Source organism: Hymenobacter crusticola, from assembly GCF_002154225.1.
Classification (GTDB): Bacteria; Bacteroidota; Bacteroidia; order Cytophagales; family Hymenobacteraceae; genus Hymenobacter; species Hymenobacter crusticola.
Map to the genome: position 1 here is coordinate 41917 of NZ_MTSE01000017.1, position 18541 is coordinate 60457.

Annotated in this window: 16 protein-coding genes; 11 read left to right on the forward strand and 5 right to left on the reverse strand. The window is 47.0% G+C overall.

Annotated elements, in window-relative coordinates; translation table 11 throughout:
* The 11 genes from BXP70_RS22185 to BXP70_RS22235 all read left to right on the forward strand — a co-directional run bounded on the left by BXP70_RS22185 (nt 1) and on the right by BXP70_RS22235 (nt 11883).
* Nucleotides 1-975, forward strand: a complete 975-nt coding sequence (locus tag BXP70_RS22185; protein ID WP_086596313.1) for a glycosyltransferase family 2 protein — start codon at nt 1-3, stop codon at nt 973-975.
* Complete coding sequence (locus tag BXP70_RS22190) at nt 968-2098, forward strand: acyltransferase family protein (RefSeq protein WP_086596314.1); 1131 nt, start codon at nt 968-970, stop codon at nt 2096-2098. The genes BXP70_RS22185 and BXP70_RS22190 overlap by 8 nt, the downstream gene beginning before the upstream one ends.
* Nucleotides 2095-3222 carry a glycosyltransferase family 4 protein gene (locus BXP70_RS22195; protein ID WP_086596315.1) on the forward strand — a complete coding sequence of 376 codons (1128 nt, stop codon included), beginning with the start codon at nt 2095-2097 and terminating at the stop codon, nt 3220-3222. Before BXP70_RS22190 ends, BXP70_RS22195 begins: the two co-directional genes overlap by 4 nt.
* 75 nt (nt 3223-3297) lie before the next feature.
* A complete protein-coding gene (locus BXP70_RS22200; RefSeq protein WP_086596316.1) occupies nt 3298-4164 on the forward strand; it encodes a hypothetical protein in 867 nt (288 codons plus the stop codon).
* Between the two features lie 64 nt (nt 4165-4228).
* On the forward strand, nt 4229-5476 hold the full coding sequence (locus BXP70_RS22205; protein WP_086596317.1) for a glycosyltransferase family 4 protein: 1248 nt from the start codon (nt 4229-4231) through the stop codon (nt 5474-5476).
* Between the two features lie 58 nt (nt 5477-5534).
* Nucleotides 5535-6941, forward strand: a complete 1407-nt coding sequence (locus BXP70_RS22210) for a hypothetical protein (protein ID WP_245849715.1) — start codon at nt 5535-5537, stop codon at nt 6939-6941.
* Nucleotides 6942-7751: 810 nt separating this feature from the next.
* Entirely contained in the window at nt 7752-8522 is a 771-nt protein-coding gene (locus BXP70_RS22215; RefSeq protein ID WP_179197779.1) for a glycosyltransferase family 4 protein, read from the forward strand.
* Nucleotides 8519-9043 (forward strand): DapH/DapD/GlmU-related protein, encoded by a 525-nt coding sequence (locus BXP70_RS30960; protein ID WP_086596319.1) that lies wholly within the window; start codon nt 8519-8521, stop codon nt 9041-9043. The genes BXP70_RS22215 and BXP70_RS30960 overlap by 4 nt, the downstream gene beginning before the upstream one ends.
* Entirely contained in the window at nt 9000-9995 is a 996-nt protein-coding gene (locus tag BXP70_RS22225) for a glycosyltransferase family 2 protein (protein ID WP_245849716.1), read from the forward strand. Before BXP70_RS30960 ends, BXP70_RS22225 begins: the two co-directional genes overlap by 44 nt.
* A gap of 3 nt (nt 9996-9998) precedes the next feature.
* Entirely contained in the window at nt 9999-10427 is a 429-nt protein-coding gene (locus BXP70_RS22230) for a VanZ family protein (protein WP_179197780.1), read from the forward strand.
* 340 nt (nt 10428-10767) lie between these two features.
* A complete protein-coding gene (locus tag BXP70_RS22235; RefSeq protein ID WP_179197781.1) occupies nt 10768-11883 on the forward strand; it encodes an acyltransferase family protein in 1116 nt (371 codons plus the stop codon).
* Nucleotides 11884-11976: 93 nt separating this feature from the next.
* Here the strand turns inward: BXP70_RS22235 and BXP70_RS22240 are convergent, their stop codons facing one another.
* From BXP70_RS22240 to BXP70_RS22260, 5 genes are read right to left on the reverse strand one after another with little or no spacing between them, the layout of a single operon-like run.
* Nucleotides 11977-12996, reverse strand: coding sequence for a polysaccharide deacetylase family protein (locus BXP70_RS22240; protein WP_086596323.1), 1020 nt, complete (start codon nt 12994-12996; stop codon nt 11977-11979).
* A complete protein-coding gene (locus tag BXP70_RS30620; RefSeq protein ID WP_086596324.1) occupies nt 12989-14608 on the reverse strand; it encodes a glycosyltransferase in 1620 nt (539 codons plus the stop codon). Before BXP70_RS30620 ends, BXP70_RS22240 begins: the two co-directional genes overlap by 8 nt.
* A 6-nt stretch (nt 14609-14614) precedes the next feature.
* Nucleotides 14615-15892 (reverse strand): ABC transporter ATP-binding protein, encoded by a 1278-nt coding sequence (locus tag BXP70_RS22250; RefSeq protein ID WP_086596325.1) that lies wholly within the window; start codon nt 15890-15892, stop codon nt 14615-14617.
* 6 nt (nt 15893-15898) lie between these two features.
* Nucleotides 15899-16756: an ABC transporter permease gene (locus BXP70_RS22255; RefSeq protein WP_086596326.1), complete on the reverse strand. Its 858-nt coding sequence runs from the start codon at nt 16754-16756 to the stop codon at nt 15899-15901.
* 12 nt (nt 16757-16768) lie between these two features.
* Nucleotides 16769-17743 carry a glycosyltransferase family 2 protein gene (locus BXP70_RS22260; protein ID WP_218779842.1) on the reverse strand — a complete coding sequence of 325 codons (975 nt, stop codon included), beginning with the start codon at nt 17741-17743 and terminating at the stop codon, nt 16769-16771.
* Between the last annotated feature and the right edge of the window lie 798 nt (nt 17744-18541).

An 18541-nucleotide genomic window follows, 5' to 3' on the forward strand; every position in this document is an offset into this window, starting at 1 on the left:
ATGGATAAGGTAGACATTGCAATCATTATCAATTCTTTCAATCGGCGCACGCTCTTGCAACCGTGCCTGGAGGTACTGAACGCGTGGATTCCCGAATCGATCTTCGCTGGTCGGTGCGCGGCGGTGGTGTATGAGGCGGGTTCCACCGATGGCAGCATCGAATGGTTGCAAGGCGAAGCGCAAGAGCTCGGTTTCCCTGTGGAAGTATTGGTGGCTAAGCCGGGCGACGATACCTCGTTTGCGGCCGGGCTGAATGCGGGGGTGGCATATGCCGAAGCTAAATTTCCCCAACTCAAGTACCTGCTCTTTTACGAAACCGATAATCAGATCCTGGAGCCGGCCCCGCTTGCGCAAGCCTTGGAGCAGCTAGCTCAGCGGGAGCAAGTCGGGGCTTGTGGCTTCACGGTGCGGCGCCACGACGGCAGTCCGGCCGGAGTAGGGCAGCCCTTCCCGACGCTGATGAATTTTGCTCTAGGGAAGAACCTAGTACATCGCTTACAGCTCGAGAAAATACCCTACCACTGGCACAAGGACGCTGAAGGAGTGGAATTTAGCGAGGTGGATGTGGTGTACACTAGCCCATTGCTTGTTCGGGTAAACGCCTGGCAAGCGTCGGGTGGGCTCGACACAGAGCGCTTCCCCTTTTCCGATTGCGACGTGGATTGGGCCCGGCGCCTGCGCGACCTAGGTTGGCGCATGGGCGTAATCCGCTCCGACGCAGTCATCCATGATAACCGGGAGGCGCTTTCAGCTTGGTCAAAATCGCGCGCTATGCAGAACAACCGAGGGCGCTTGCGATACTTTCAGCGGCATAGTCCCCTGGGCGTATTTGCCGTTTGGCCAGGCATGTTGCTGCTGCGTCATTTCGTGGAGCTAGTAGGAACCAACCTGCTAGTGAAAGACGCGACACGCCGAGCGCAATTATCGAGGCAGTTTATGGACTTACTGAAATCTTGTCCCAGACAATATGAGTGATTCTACGCCTCGTGTACTTTCTGGAGCAGCTAGCATCTTGCTGGATAGCCTACGCCTGGGCGCGGCCTTGATCGTCTTCTACAGGCACGCACTAGTCATGTGGTATCCTGCCATGGCGCATCCGATTGGCCAGCCAGGCGACATCGCTCACGCTGCTGTTGTCGTCTTCTTTGTTTTGTCGGGCTATGTTATTGCGCACACCACGGCCGGCAATAACCGGGGGCCGCTACAATATGCTCAGGCGCGCCTGAGCCGTTTGTGCTCGGTGGTGCTGCCCGCCTTAGTGTTCACGGCTGTGATTCAAGTGCTATTACTGTGGCTTAGCCCCGCCCTGGTGGCTGAATACAGCCGGGGGCTAGCCTGGCCACGTTATCTGTTAACGGCTGGTTTTCTAAACGAAGTTTGGTTCCTGTCCGCTGCTCCGCCCCTCAACGAGGCGCTCTGGTCGCTTAGCTTTGAGTTCTGGTACTACGTCATATTTGGCTTGTGGTTTTACCGGCGTGCCGGTTTTCGGGGCTTGCTTTTGCCTGCCTGCGCTTGCCTGATCGCTGGTCCTAAGATTCTGGTAATGATGCCAGTATGGCTGGTCGGTGTGGTAGCCTACCGCTTACCTAGGCCGCAACTACCGGCCCTGACCGCCTGGCTGCTCGTGGCCGGTAGCCTCTGCGCTGCCGGCGCTATGGTAGTCTATCTATTGCCTTTGCCCTACGGGCTGGGACGTGTTCCTTGGTTTTTCGCGAGCCAGTTTCTGACGGATTGGGTGGTTGGCCTGTGCATGGCAGTGGCCCTTTGGATGTTACCGTCGCCTAGGTCTTCGAAGGCAGCACCAAAATGGATAGGCCAGTTTCGCCAGGTGGCGGATCTAACATTTCCGATTTATGTGCTGCACTTTCCCTTGCTAGTCTTGTGGCGGGCGCTTTTCGCGCAACATCTGTATGATGCCACGCAGTTAGCACAAGCCCTGGGCACGGTGCTGATCCTGGCTGCCATCATCGGTGTGCTGCTGGAAAAGCAACGAACCGTTTGGGTCCGGTTCTTCCAAGGCTTGTTGCAACACCAGCAGCGCAAAATCTACCTGAAGCGGTTAGCTCTCCAGCTAGAACTATCACCTAAGATTCAATGAGCCAACCTGTTTCTATCGTCGTATTTGCCACGCAGTACATGCCAACGGGAGGTATCGAAAGCCACCTGCGCGAGTTTTGCTTTCACCTAGCCGAGTCTGGCGTTGCCATTGACCTGGTTATTGCCAACTCGGTTATGCCCCCCGAGGCCGAAGCGTTCTTTCGGCGCATCTGTCGGCGAGTATACTTAGGCGGAAACGGCCGCTCCAATCGCCGCATCTATTGGCTGGCCTGGATAGCGGCAAAGCTAGGTGTCAGAAGCTACGACGCCCTGTACACGAACGGGCAGGGTAATAGCATCGGGTTCTTCGCCAAACTCTTGCCCCGGCGCGGGCGCTGGGTGCATCACCATCATACCGCAGGCGACGCAGATGATCGTGCAACCTGGAGCAACGGGTACCAGCAGGCACTACGCGCGACGGACACCGTCATTGCCTGTTCGCGCCGCAATGCTGTTGATATTCAGGCCGCTTTGGGCCGCCCTGTGCAGAGCATCCCGTGTTTTTCTCGGCAGCTGCTGGCAAGCGCGCCAAAGCGCGGGGAGAAGCTACGCTTTGGTTACTACGGCCGCCTGATTCCAGAGAAAGGCATCGATGTGCTATGCCGGTTAAGCCAGGATCAGGCGCTACAACACATTGAGTTTCACATTTGGGGAGATGGGGAGGTATATCCTCCTAGCTTTTTTGAGCACTACCCGCGATTATGCTATCATGGTGCCTTTGCGGGGCGTAGCGAGCTACAGAAGGTGCTGACGAACCTAGATGCCTACCTGCTGCTTTCCACTAACCCTGAAGGGCTGCCTATTGCTTTGCTGGAAGTAATGAGCGCTGGCTTGCCTTGGCTGGCGACCGATCGGGGAGGAGTACCCGATATTGCTTGTGATCCACTGGCCACGCGAGTTATTCCAACGGCTTCGTCCTACGAGGAAATGAAAGCGGCTATTGCAGGGCTGGCGGAAGATATTCAGCAGGGCAAAGTATCCTCCGATACCCAGAAAGCCCTGTACGCTGAAATGTTCTCGTCGCCCGTACTCGTGACGCGTTGGCGAGCAACCCTAGGTCTTGATCCGGCAACTGACCCAACGGCCGCAAACGCAGCTCCCGCAAATGCAGAGTTGGTGCATTAACCTTTAGAGCCGCAGAGGAAAATTACAGCTTCCAAACCCACACTTCTATTTCGCGATAGTAAAAAACTACTAGCTATGAAACGTAAAGCTGCTTGGTGGATAACAGCTACAAAAGGCGTGATAATAGCTTTTGTGAGTTTTATTCTTTACAACGTATTTCTGTACTTCTATCCTCTGAAGAAAGAAATCATATACGATAACAAGGAACGAGCAGAAGAATTTGTTTATTCAAAGCAACGATACTCGGTTATTTTTGTAGGCTCCGGTTTAATAGGTGATTTTAGCCCGGCATCCGTTAGGAGGTCAAATTATTTTAATTTGTTTTTTCCGTACAGCGGGAGTTGCACTGGCGTAAAAGTAATTGCGCTGTCTAATAAAATACCGGATACATTATTTGTTGAAACGAATTATCTATATAAGGGTTTTGATCAGCAACTCCTTGAGGATGTGTTCCGGCCGGGGCTCTACCAAGCTAGGTTTGCGCTGCCCGCTTTGCAGGAAAAGCATCAAGTATTTTCATTCCTGAAAGAACAGATTAAACCTAGCAAAATCAGACAGCTCAAATTAGCTAGGTACCCCGAGCCGCAGTATTCGCAGGAGTTGACGCATTTCAAAGAGGAATACCAAGTGCTCCCCGACTCGCTCAGGCTGCGTCAAGATTTAGATAGCTTACAATATTACCTTAATTACTTATCCTCAAAGAACTGTAAGATTTTCTTCTTTGAAATGCCAGTAGATCGTCAGCTGTCTAATTACCCAAAGATGAAATCGGAAAAATATGCGCTTCAACAGGTGTTTGATAAAAAAATAAAGTGGGTTGCCCCCGACACTTTAGGTCGTTATGCAACTATCGATGGCGTGCACTTACTCGAAAAAAGCGTGTACCAATACCTAGCTTACTTCAACCAAAATATTCACCGGCTAGCGAGCAACAGCAAGTAGCGAGCAAGAACAAGTTGAGGTTGCTGTTATTAAGAGAAGTAGAAATTCTTTACTACGAAAACCTATGAAAGTGATTCTACTGCATCCCACCGGCAATCGCAATGTGCGGGCGGTTATGGAGGGACTGGCGAGTGCCGGTATGCTGGCCGAATTTAATACTACACTTTCTGCCGATCCTGCCGCTAGCTGGCTGAAGCTGATGCCGAAAGGTATGAGCCAGGAGTGGCTGCGTCGCACGTTCCCGGTTCCTGCCGACCAGATCTGGACTTCACCCTTACTGGAAATAGCCCGCATTGCTCTCCCGAAGCTAGGTTGGCGCAGCTGCGCCGAGCATGAGCACGGGTGGGCAAGTCTGGACGCAGTTTATCATCAGCTAGATCGGGCGGCGGCTCGCCGGCTACCACGACTCGCCCAAAAGCGCAAGGCCAACGCGGTATATGCGTACGAAGATGGGGCCCTGGCTACCTTCACCCAGGCCAAGCAGCTAGGGATGACCTGCGTGTATGATCTGCCCATTGCTTTTTGGGAAACGACCCGCCGCTTACTGACCGAAGAAGCGGAGCGGCTGCCAGGCTGGGCGCCTACTCTGGGCGGTGGTATCCTAGATTCGCCCGCTAAGCTAGAGCGTAAAACGCGCGAGTTAGAACTGGCCGACGTCGTCGTCGGGCCCGGGCAATTTGTGCTGAACTCGTTGCCGCCTTGGGCAAAAGGTAAGCAGCTGGTCATGGCTCCTTTCGGCTCGCCCAGAAAGCTGGACCCGATGGAGGCGAACGAGTCCGCAGAAAAAGGCAAGAGCAATCGGCCGTTGCGCGTGCTCTTTGCTGGGGCTATGGGGCAGCGAAAAGGACTGGGCGACTTGTTTGCCGCGGTGCGCTTGCTCAACCGTTCCGACATCGAGCTAGTAGTGATGGGCTCGTTGCTCGCTCCCATGGAGTTTTACCACGAGGCGCTACCAAACTTTACGCACGAGCCTGGCCGTTCGAATGAGCAGGTATTGGCTTTGATGCGTTCATGCGACGTGTTTTGTCTCCCGTCTATTGTGGAAGGGCGGGCCCTGGTGATGCAGGAGGCCATGAGTCAGGGCTTGCCCCTCATCATCACTCCCAACACCGGTGGCGCCGACCTAATTCAGGAAGGAAAGACTGGCTTCTTGGTGCCCATCCGTTCTCCAGAGGCAATTGCAAACAAACTCACTTGGTTTCTAGAAAATCGCGCGCAGATTCCGGAGATGGGCCGGAATGCGCAGGAACACGCCGCTAGCTATACCTGGGAAAACTACGGCGCTCAAATTGTTGAATCACTCAGTTCTTAGGGCCAGAAGACCCTGCTATAGTACGCACGAGTACTTTCTACATGATAAGTAAAAGCTTATGGCTTTCCACTCATTTACTGCTCCTACTGCTAACTACACAGATCCTGCGCAGCAGGGAGCGGTAGCAACGCCCCCTAGTATAGCCGCCGATCCGAACCGGCTGCTCAAAAAAGGAATATGGGCATATTTTCTTCTACTGATTTTCGAAGGCGCTCTACGCAAGTGGTTTCTGCCGGGCCTGGCCTCGCCCTTGCTACTCGTGCGTGATCCAATTGCCGTGTGGCTCATTGTTATGACTTGGCGGCGAGGGCTGCTCCCAGCTAATCCGTACCTATCCGGAATAGTAGTGGTAGGTGTTTTAGGAGTATTCACGGCAGTCTTCTTCGGCCACGGCAGCTTGCCGGTTGCGTTGTACGGAGCGCGTATTCTGTTGTTCCACTTCCCGTTGATGTTTGTGATTGGCCGGTTGTTCGATCAGGAAGATGTCATACGCATGGGCAAAGCGCTGTTGTGGATAGCCGTACCCATGACGGTGCTGATTGCCTTACAATTCTATAGCCCCCAGTCTGCCTGGGTAAACCGGGGCGTGGGAGGCAACATGGAAGGCGCAGGTTTTAGTGGATCCGGCGACTACTTCCGCCCTCCGGGCACCTTTGCATTCACCAATGGCCTGACACTGTTTTACAGTCTGCTGGCGCCATTTGTCTTGTACTTCTGGTTAAATCAAAGAGGCATCAACCGGCTGCTGCTCCTAACTGCCACGGTGGCATTATTAGCGGCTATTCCACTTTCCATTAGCCGGGGGTTATTTTTCCAAGTTGGTACCACCTTAATCTTTACCGTACTGGCTATTGCGAGGAAGCCAAAATACCTAGGCAAAATGCTAGCGGCAAGTATTGGAACTGTGGTGGTACTGCTCATCTTAAGTAAAACCAGCTTCTTTCAAACCGCAACAGAAGCTTTCCTTGCGCGCTTTGAAACGGGCAGTGAACATGAAGGCGGGCTGCAAGGAACGCTAGGTAACCGCTACCTAGGTGGACTGTTACAGCCTATCTACGAAGCGTTCCAACAGCCGTTTTTCGGGCATGGTATCGGGATGGGTACTAATGTCGCTAACTCCTTGCTCGGCATGGGCGATGGTAGCCTGTATTCCGTCATACCTGAGGGGGAATGGGGAAGGTTAGTCGGCGAGCTAGGCCCCTTAATGGGCTTAACCGTGATTTTCATCCGGCTAGGCTTAAGTTTAAAAATAGCTTTAGCTAGCTACCACCGATTAGCCCTCAACGATCTACTGCCTTGGCTATTGCTGAGCGCTGGTCTGCTGGCCGTTCCACAGGCACAGTGGGCTCAACCAACTTCCCTGGGTTTTAGTACCTTAATAGGAGGACTGATGTTAGCAGCATTACGGTCGCCCGCCCCAGAAAGTCGGAACTACCAACAGCTTACGTTAGCTACTAATTCATAGTACAGCAATATGCTTGGTAGGAGAGACCTATTATAGGTTCTTAAATCCCGAATACTACTGTCCGAACGGACGACCAAGCCCAATGTGGACTTGTGTAAGCAGCATGCCAAGCTTGTTACTTTCCTGAATGAAGGTAAACGGATGGAATAGTTAGGTGCTCAAGGCTGCGTAGTAGTGTGAAAGCCTTGGTAATCAGATGAGTAGGTGGTTGCCTTTAGTAGTTTGTTAGGAATATAATTATACTAGAAGAAAGCGTCTGTAGAAGACAGTACAGTTGTTCTAAGTTTAAAATAACCAATAATAAATTTTTAGGACCAAGGTGAAAATTCTGTTTTGTGAACAAGCTTTTTCCTTTGAGTTATTACAACAATAATTATTCTTTGAAAAAATTGGATCTAAGTTGTTTTAATTATGCAGATGTCTTATTTTTAAACAAAAAAAGCATTGAAAATCACAATAATACAGGGCGCTTTTTTACCTGTTCCACCCAAGCTAGGTGGAGCAGTGGAAAAGATGTGGTTTGCACTCGGAAAAAGCTTTGCTAAGCAAGGACACGAAGTAGTTCAGGTTTCCAGACGGTATGCTGATATGCCCACTGAGGAATGGATTAACGGCGTATTGCACAAGCGAGTACGAGGGTACGCTACGCCTGCTTCGGGGCTGCATCTGAAGTGGCTTGATTTGCTGTATACTTTGCGAGTCAGAGCAATGGTACCTGCTGATTCTGACATAGTTGTGACTAATACCTTTTGGGCATCCGTCGTGTTACCGGCCAAGCTTCGCCGGCGTTCTATACCTGACGTACAGCGAATGCCAAAGGGCCAGATGCGGCTTTACAACCAAGCAGTGCGTCTGCGTGCCAACTCTACGCCAGTGGCAGAAGCAATCTGCCGGGAACTGCCCACCGATCAACATCCACGGGTGGTCATGATTCCTAATCCGCTGCCGTTTCAGGAGCCACCTACTGTCAACCTAGCCCAGAAACAACCGGTAGTGCTCTACGCCGGACGGATACATCCTGAGAAAGGTTTAGAACTGGTTATCAGCGCTTTTAAGAAATTGCCGACCACCTGGAAGCTTCAGATTGTCGGGCCTGCAGAGACAAGCGCTGGCGGTGGCGGCACAGCGTATCTGGCATCCTTGAAGCAACTAGCAGGAAACGCTAATATTGAATTTACGGGACCAGTATATGACATGGAACTGCTAAACAGATATTATGCTGAAGCCTCCATTTTTGTGTATCCTTCGGTAGCTGAGCAAGGAGAAACGTTTGGCTTGGCTCCATTAGAGGCCATGGCTTGGGGCTGCGTACCAGTAGTTTCGAGCCTAGCTTGCTTCCACGACTTCATTGAGCATGAGCACAATGGCTTAATTTTCGACCATCGCGCTAATGACGCCATCAGTTTGCTGGGAAAAACAATTGAGCGTTTACAGCATGACGCAGCGCTCCGCGCTGAGCTAGCCACGCGTGCCCTCGACGTGAGACAAAGCCATTCTATTTCCTGTATTGCGTCGCAGTTCATTCAGGAGTTTGAGCGCATCATTCAAGAGCAAGGAATTAACAAGCTAGCTACGGTATGAATCTTCATTACCAAACAAGTCCTTACACCAGCCCTTGGACATTAAACCAGCGAATAAAAATGTTCGTGTGGGAATATGCCTGGCTACTCTTGTGCGCCTGGACGCCCAAACCGGCTAACAAATGGCGTATTTTCTGGCTGAAAGTGTTCGGCGCTGAAATATTTGGACAACCTTTCGTGCATCAGCGTGCTCGTATTCAAATCCCTTGGAATTTAATAATGCATGATCGGTCTGCTCTAGGTGACCGGGCGCATGCTTATTCACTAGGTAAAATTGAGATTCATGAACATGCTACCGTAGCACAGGAAGCTTACATCTGCACCGGGACGCATGCTTTTCACGAACCTGCGAAGAATTTAGTTACTGCACCTATTACCATTGGAGCGCATGCTTTCGTTGGTGCCAGAGCGTTTATTTTGCCCGGTGTTACAGTTGGCGAACATGCAATTGTGGGCGCTTGCAGCCTGGTAACAAAAGATGTACTACCCTACGCCACTGTCAAAGGAAACCCTGCTAGGTAATCAGCACAACGAAAAGCAGTTTTCCGAAGCTCTGAGTCAAACCTATCTCAATACCTCAAATAAACCTATTATGCTACCCGCACTTGACTTGACCATTGTCATTCCTTCTTGGAATGAAGAAAAAAACTTGCCCGGTTGTCTGGAAGCAATCGGTACCGATCTAGCAAGTAAAATTGTGGTGATTGACTCCAACAGTGATGATAATACGGCTGCAATTGCCAAAAGGTTTGGAGCTGAAGTAATAAATTTTACGTGGAACGGTAAATTTCCTAAAAAACGTAATTGGTACCTGCGAAATTATACGCCAACTACGAAATGGGTTTTTTTTCTGGATGCTGACGAATACTTGACAGAAGAATTTAAAGCAGAACTGCGTGAAACACTAACTACTAGTGACAAGGCAGGCTACTGGTTGAATTACACGGTCTATTTTCTGGGTAAACAGCTAAAGGGCGGCTATCCGATGCGTAAGCTAGCCCTTTTCCGGGTAGGTGCCGGAGAATACGAACGCATTGATGAGGCACAGTGGAGCCGGCTAGATATGGAAGTGCACGAGCACCCTGTACTAGAAGGAGAAGTGGGCGTTATTCGTAGCAGAATTGATCATCGCGATTATCGTGGTGTATCGCATTATGTAGTGAAGCACAATGACTATTCTGCTTGGGAAGCTGCTAGGTTTCAGGAAGTAGCAGTCAATATTGTCTCTACTAATTGGACGTGGAAGCAGCGAGTAAAGTATCGTTTGATGCGAAGCGTATTAATTGGGCCAGCTTATTTCTGCGGAAGTTTTTTCCTGCTAGGTGGTTTTCGTGACGGCTCGAAAGGGCTGGCTTTTGCAATTTTAAAGATGTCATACTTTACGCAGGTGTATTGCAAAATTAGAGAACACCGAAAAAGTAGTGATAAGCAACATCAACAAAAATCTATTTTGTCTTCTGTTGCCAATGCTTAATTGATGAAGTTATTAAAGGACTTTTTCATTGTAAGCTACTGTTCGGTTACTATTTACATTGTATTCTTTGCTAGGAGAAGACGAGGTCTTAGTGAGCGGTTTCTAAATGTAGTTCCCATTAAATACAAGCTTGTTGAACTGGCTAAGCTAAGCCCGCATTTTGATAAAGAATGGTATAACTTCTACTTAAATTTGTTTGGTAACATTGCTTTATTTGTTCCTTTTCCTCTTCTTATATTTCTGGTTATAGGAGTAAATGAGTCTTATAAGTTCATTTTTATCTCATTTTTCACGAGTTTGCTTATTGAGATTATGCAGTATACTTTCAAAGTAGGCGTAGCTGATATAGATGATATTTTACTTAATACTATCGGTGCGATAGTCGGGGTAGCGCTAATGAGAGGAATAGGCAGATTGAATATTCATGCGTAATTTAAAAAAGACGTTGACTATATATCTGTTTGTTATTTAACAAATAGTTATATAGCTGCAAGGTTGCTCTTTTTTATTGAGCATGGTCAACTGTGTCTATACATTTCTGAATACTATTCTCACAACACTCTATCTAGCTGTCATTGAAATGATAGTTGCTGAATAAAATTGGGATTCTAATTTTATTAATTAAGTACTGTATTATTTTAAAATATACTACAAATATTTACTCTTGCTGAATAGATGATCCAATAACTATGTCATTGGTGTTTTTTGCATAATGGTGTACTTGGTAGTACGCGTTATTTATCGCCATATTTCATGATTTAAAAAAATGATTGTGAAAAACAAGATACCTAGCTTAAATGGGCTTCGTGCTATAAGCATCTTTATGGTTATTGGTTATCATTTTAACCAATATAGAGCCTGCCCGGATAGTAAAGTTGTAAAATACGTAAGCGCCTTAGTATTTAATGGCCCGCTTGGGGTAGGCGTATTTTTTATCGTTAGCGGGTTTTTAATTACAACTTTGCTATTAAACGAGGAAAATCGGTTTGGAAGTATATCACTAGAAGGTTTCTATATTAGAAGAATAGTAAGAATATTCCCTGCCTATTATTTTTTGCTATCAACATATCTTCTATTGCAATTACTAGGATGGCTGCAACTAGATGCTCTTGACTGGCTCACTAGCGGTACTCTTATGAAGCAATTCTATAATAGTACTAATCATGAAACTGGCCATCTTTGGTCGTTATCAGTTGAAGAGGTTTTTTATCTTGCCTGGCCGTTACTCTTTGTGAAGACGAGAAAGATGAGTGTGTATGTTATAGCAAGCGTAATATTTTTAGTAGTGTTAACGCGTATGCTTATGTATAAGTCGCCTTCTATTATGAATACAGTGTTTAGTACAGGAGATGCGCTGTTGGTCGGCTGCTTATTTGCAATTAAACAGAAAGAACTTGTTGCCTGGATAGAAAAGCGAAAGAAGTTGATCTATGCAGTTGTTGGCTGTTTGATATTGTCAGTATTGGCTAATAAGTACTTGAGCTTTGTGTTGCTTAATGGGCCTGCCGCTAAACCTGTTCTGATTTTAGCATCAATATGTTATGGTTTATTCGGTAATATAGGATTGTTTACTAATTTATTAATTGCACTTGTTATTGTCTTTTCTATTGTTGTCACTGGGAATACTTGGTATAGAATATTGAATAATAGTTTTGTGGATCATATAGGTAAATTGTCTTATAGTATATACTTGTGGCAACAATTATTTATATCTAATAAAGTATTTTATGAGCTAAACTTCGTCTTCGTGTTGGGTTTAATTTATATTGCTGCCTGCTGCTCTTATTATCTCGTAGAAAAGCCGTTCTTAAAGCTCAAAGATCGAATTGCGCCAGGACGTTCAGCGCAAGTAAAAAAGGAGAAACAAGTTTACGCAGTAGAGCTCTAGCTATGAATATGGCGCTGCTAAATTAGTCTACTATCAAGTGTTATTGTAAGATACAAATTAATAAAATAATAAGTTGTTAAGATAGTTCTGTTATTACTGGTGCTTAAACCAATGGTCTAGGTATTTTTCGAAATCTTGAGCGTTGAAGTTGGGTGTCTGAAAACGCCCTAGCTGATAAATATCAGAAGATTTGGTAATAGGTCTTGCAGAGGTGGTAAAAGCAGCGTGAAATCCTATAGTAGCTGTTACAGCTGTGGTTTGGTTATTGTAATCACCGTAAGGGTAAGCTACTAAGTTTATTTCTTGACCGCTAGCTTGAGTTAAATACTGCATGCTCGCGCATAATTCTTGCGTTTGAAATTGCGATGTATGGCTGCTTAGCGCTGGGTGAGTAAGCGTGTGCGCACCTAGCGTAAAAAGCTTATTACGACTCAAATCGCGTAAGTGGTGCAGAGTCATACTTCGGTGGTTCGGTCGAGCTGAAGCGGCTACACCTGCCCACGTTCGAATATGGTGAAGGTGCTCCTGTTGGGTGGCGTAGGGCAATGGCTTTAATAACTGCCATATTTCATAAAATAAGGTAGCTCGTTGGGATGGTGGCGGCATGGAAACTGCTTTCCATTGATAGTGCTTTTGTTGTAATTCGGGAGTTAAGTGTTGCTCAGCGCTAAGATCAAATGCTAGCTTGCAGTCGCTGATAATATAAGAGAACAAGCTAGGTAAGGGGTTTACACACAAGAAGATATACTCTAATACGTCCCACCAGAATTCCTGGTCCTGATCAATCGTGGCGGTAGCAATAAAGAAGGTGGCGGGCAATTGATATTGCTCTAATAGCGGCTTGGCAGCTAGATAATTATCCGCATAGCCATCATCAAATGTAATGGCAATGCTACGCTTCGGTAGCGTTTTCCTTCGCAGGTTTTGTATTAGTTCCGCAACCGGCATAACGTTGCCAAACTGCTTTAGCAGTTGTAAATGCTGCTCAAAATGGGTTGGTGTAACTGCTAAGTCCCAAACATCAGATTCTAGGTCTGCTACACGATGATACATTAGCACGAGGGCTTTGTGCTCAAAATGGTTGCGGATACCGCGGGCGATACGCTTAAGCAAGACTTGAATGCTTTACTGCTTTTACGGCGTTAATTACTTGGAACTGGGGGTCATAATAGTTTAGTTCGCTTGGGCTTACTTCAGGCAGGCCCATTCCGTATAAGAAAGCCGAGGCAACACTCACGTTGCCAAAAGAATTTACTTCAAAACTTCCTGCGGCAAATATTTCTGTCATGAGCCGGTGCAAGGCTTGGGCGCTAAAAGACCAATACCATATATTCTGACATTTTCCTTTATCAATAGGAGATAAGCCCGGAACTGTAAGAAGTAAAACGCCACCCGGTTTTAAGATTCGATAGCAAGTTTGTAAAGCACTTTTAAAGTCATAAATCAAGTGCAGTGTTTGCGTAATGATGAGACAATCGAAGGTATTATCGGGTATTTGAGGAGCCGCACTCAAATCACCGATGAACGTTGCCTTGGAATTATCTGATTCGATATCTAAAATATCGCTCTGTGCTACTTTCCCTTTTCCATATTTACTAGTGTATTCGTTGTCCACTATCTCTAGCACGCGGCCTTGAATACTACCGGCCGCCTTCTGTAGAAATAATTCTATATAGTATCGGTCTATGGGGCCGCCTCTGTCATAACCGAATTCATTACTGAAAGGCGATAACTGCTTGAAGCTCCCCCGAGCTACTTCCCCAATTCCGGGGGCACTCTTCTGAAGTATACCTGCTTGACGCAATAATTGCTTGCCAAGTGATACCAAATTATTTTTAACAGTTCTTTGCAAGGTTCTATACGTAAGGTGTGCTGCGTAATTAAAGCCTAGTGATGGAGACTTACTTAGTAAAAAGAAAAGTGCTTCTTTGGAGTAGGGAGTTGGTTTGCAAACTAGCGAGTAGTGTAATAAACCACAATAATAGTTATTCCAAAAACGTGTGCCAGTTCGGTAAGCTTGCTGTTCCTCTTTGCTTTGCAGCGCTTCTTTCTGCTTGCTCAATACAGATAAAGCACTTGCCAGCATCGTAGGTATCTTGGTGGACATAGCGGCGCTATGAATACGGTAGTTTGCTATTTGCTGCTGATGTTGAACAACAGGGTAGCTTTTAGTGATTTTTAAGTATAAATCGTAATCTTCACAGCTAGTCAAGGAGCAGTCGTACACAAATTCCTGGAAGACCCAACGTGCGAACATGACAGCGGCAATCATAGCGATATAGTTGCCCTGAGCTAGTAAAGTTTGATAAGGATTTTCGGCAATAGGAATTATTCTTTCTATTCGTGTTGAATTATCATAAATAAATGCATGGCTGCCGGCTACAAATGCCGCCTTAGGTTGCTGTTGTAGATGCTGCGTATTAATAGTAATAGCGTCTGGCAGTAGCCAATCGTCAGCATCTAAGAAAATGAGGTATTCTCCCTGGCTTTCGCGGATGCCTGTATTCCGAGCGGCTGATAAACCTAGGTTTTCCTGATAAACATAAATAACCTCGGGATAGTGAGAAGCAACCTCCCGGGTTGTGTCAGTAGAGCCATCATCCACTACAATTATTTCCTTGTTTGAATAGGATTGCCCGAGCACGCTTTCAATAGCTTCCGCTAAGAAACACCCATAGTTATAGCATGGAATAATTACCGAAACTAAAGGAATCGTAGTGGGCATGGCTTATTACTGAAGCATTAGTTCAGTTTGTGGCTGCGTGAGTCGGAAGGGAAAAGATGGGCGCACTGCTCCCCACCACTTGCCGTACCATTTTATGTCGCCACGATAATCTTCTAAGTCAAAAGCTAGGCATTCTTCATAATCAAAGAGCGATGTAGTAGTGTCTCTTACTACATAGAGTGAAATGTAATAAGAACCGTCGTTGAGAAAATTACCTGGAATGGTGCACTCGCCCGCGACGAGGCCTTTTTGACAAACTCTAGTGGCAGAGGGTACATCAAAAATGCATTCGCCGCCATAAGAAAAAAGCACCAGGTTAATACTGATGAGTGCATCTTCTGTGAAGTTCCAGAACTGAAACTTCACCGTGAGTGGCGTGCGAATATCAAGTGGTGCATTAGGTTCAAGCAGTTGCGGAACAAGCTCTACTTCCTTAAAACGAATGGCATTGTTACCGGGAGCATCGGCTGGCTTTTCCCAACTTTGCTTGAGCTTGAACTGTTGCGCGTGAGCTAGGTATTGGTTGACAACGGTATCAACGGCGCCAATCGTCTGCACTTTGCCTTGTTGTAACCAAACACCTTTGTCGCACAGATTGGTCACGGCCTGCATGCTATGGCTCACAAACAGGATAGTACGGCCAGCGCTTTGTGAAACCTCACGCATTTTGCCTAAACACTTCTTCTGAAATTCGGCATCTCCCACCGCCAGCACTTCATCAAGGATGAGAATATCAGGTTCTAAGTGGGCGGCTACGGCAAAGGCAAGGCGTACATACATGCCAGAGGAATAGCGCTTTACGGGAGTATCAATGAACTTCTCAATACCCGAAAAGGCTACTATCTCATCAAACTTTAGGCGAATCTCGGCTTTGCTCATCCCGAGAATGTAGCCACTCAGAAAGATGTTTTCGCGCCCGGTGAGCTCAGGCTGAAATCCGGTACCTACCTCCAACAAGCTGCTGATGCTGCCTCGCCCGCGCACCGTGCCGTGAGTGGGACGAACAATGCGGGAGATTACCTTTAGTAAGGTGGACTTCCCGGCGCCATTGTTGCCGATAATACCCCATACCTCGCCGGCCCGCACATCGAAGCTCACGTCTTGCAGGGCCCAGAGTGCCTGGTTTGGCGCGGTGGTCGAGTCTAATTGGAAGAAAGGATCCTCCTTCTTGCGAATAGTAGTCGTCCACCAGCGCTGTAGATCTTGCCGCAACGATCCGGTGCCAATCGTACCTAGCCTATAAAGCTTCGAAAGCTTTTCTATTTGAATAACTACTTCGCTCATAAGCTTCTAGGCTACATCAATTAACTTATCTCCCTGCTTGTTAAAGATCAGGAGGGCGGCTACTAGCAGCGTTAGGGTGAAGAGGGTGCTATAGAGAAGTTGCCCCGGCGTAACCGTACCTTGGCCGAGTAGGGCCCAGCGGAAGAGTTCGAACAACGGGGTCAGCGGGTTGAGCTCCACCACCCAGCGCCACTTTGCGGCCACATATTGAACCGGATAGATTACAGGTGTCAGGAACATGAGCAACCGCACCCCTAGGCCTACTACAAATTTGACATCTCGGTACTTACCCGTAAGTACCGAAAAGAGAAGCCCTAGCCCGAGGCTTTGCATGCCGAGTAATATAACAGCAAAGGGAATAGCTAATAGCCAACTAATGGATGGACCATGCCAAGAGGTAAAAAGTAGGTAATAAGCCCACACCAACAACAGGAATAGAAATTGGATAACAAAGCTGATCAGGAAGCCGCTAAGCTGAGCAAACGGCATGATAAGGCGGGGGAAGTACACCTTGTTGAACAGATGGGCATTATCCCGGAAAGTAGAGGAGGTGCCCGTAAAAGAATCATTAAATAGATTCCAGAGGACGACTCCAGCGAGATAAAACAGCACAACTGGTACCTGCCCGGTGGAAATTCCGATGACTTTCCCAAACACCAACACGTAAGTAAGCATGGTCGTGATGGGTTGCAGCAGCACCCAAAGCGGACCTAGGATAGTTTGTTGATACCCTAAGAGAAAATCACGTCTGACCAAGCCAATCAGTAAGTGACGGTACGACCAAAGTTCTTGCGGACTGGAGCCCCACCAACTAGTTTGAGCTTTGATTTCCCAATCCCATTTTCTATCAGTACTTAGTGCCATTTAGTAGTCTTCCTAATGGGTAGAGCCGAACAAGTGCCTGACCTTGTGTTGCTTCTTGCTTGTGTCTTCTGTGAAATATTTCGTGAAGCCTCCATTTAGCAGCATTTTCAAGTAAAGCTTCAGTACTAGATAAAGTACTTCGGGGTCTTTGCTCAACCGCAAGGCACCTTTGGCTTGTATGAGGGCTGACTCTAGCTCCGTGGTGTACAAGGCGTTTGCCATGGAAATACAGTAGAAGGCGTAATGACGTGAGGCCTTCTGCCTGATTCTCTTTCGCTGATCGGAGGGCAGGTACCCTTGAATAATATCGCAGACTTTAATAATGTCCCGCACATTCTGCCCATTCCGCACCGACCTGTGCGTGATGCTAGTGTTATTTAGATATCGGTAATGCGCTAGGCATTCAGGCGAATAGGCAATTGGGTAGTGGGCAGCGATGCGCGTCCACATCTCCCAGTCTTCGCCATAATGCACGGCGAAAAATCCTCCTAGGTGTTCGTAAACCTTTCGCTTAACAACGATGGCGGGAGTTTCAAGCTGCTGGCATTCCGCTATTGTCAACAGAAAATTCTTCAACACGCCCGGCTTGCTTGCGAGCGGTGTACGGGCTACCACTTCCTTTTGGCCGGCAAAGAGGTTGCCTGTATTCGTAAAGGCTGCGCCTGCTTCAGGGTACTCACGAAAGAGCCGTTCTATTTCGCTATAAAAGCCTGGCGCTACTAGGTCGTCGCCATGCAGGATATGTATCCATTGGCCCGTTGAGCGATTCAGGCACATTTCAAAATTGCGCAGGCTGCCTAGGTTCTTTTCCTGCTGATAATATTCCACGCGGTTTTTGCCTATGGCTTGGACCAAAGCCCGAACATCCCCGTCGGTGCTACAATCGTCAACGACGGCAATCTGCATGTACTCTGGCCCTGGATCTTGGGCTAGCACACTGGCCAAGGTTTCCGGTAAATAGGAAAGGCAGTTGTAAGTTGGAATCATAACCGACCACAGAGGACGGTTACGTGAGTGCGCAACAGGAGGAATTACAGGCGGGGTGCTAGGTACACGCTCGGCTATAGTAGTAGTGTCCTCGGCAAACATCTTTCTCTTAATTGATAAAGCTTAAGTGGAGATAGTAGCTGTCAGGAACTAAGATTACCCTTTATAACCGACGAGCATCGGGCGCGTTGCGCAACAGTCAAAATCTTCTTTATACCTAAATGCAGCAGTGAAATTATGCATTTTATGCAATAAAATCTAAGAAACAGATTAAAATATGCAGTAGCTATTGTCCTAAGAGGTAGCGAGAACCAGGATCAGCGCAGTAGCTAAGCAAGAACAAATCTTATACAATGCACAACCTCTCACTACACCTACATTAAGTAGTATAGCTGACAGCTCATCATTAAATATCATCCTGCCAATAATTAATTATGGTCTCCAATTGCCTAGATATATAGTAGGGTGTAGCGATATTTAGGTGGTATTCGTATTTAAAAAGTTACATAATGCTCTTGCTACCGACGAAAGTGAGTGGGTAACTTTGATTGTCTAGGTGTAAATATTTCTGTTTACTATTACTTGCCGTTGTTAATGGAAAAGTATAATTAAAAATAGTTTTCATATTTATAATAAATCTTATGATTTTGTATATACGTTATTGTCTTTTATGGGCGATTGACTTGTATATTGTCTTGAATTATAAGAGCTTATGGTTGAAATATTCTTCTATTTTAGAAAATAAAGAAGAACTTAGTTGAATCTTACATTTCGAGGAATGATATTTATTCCTTCAAG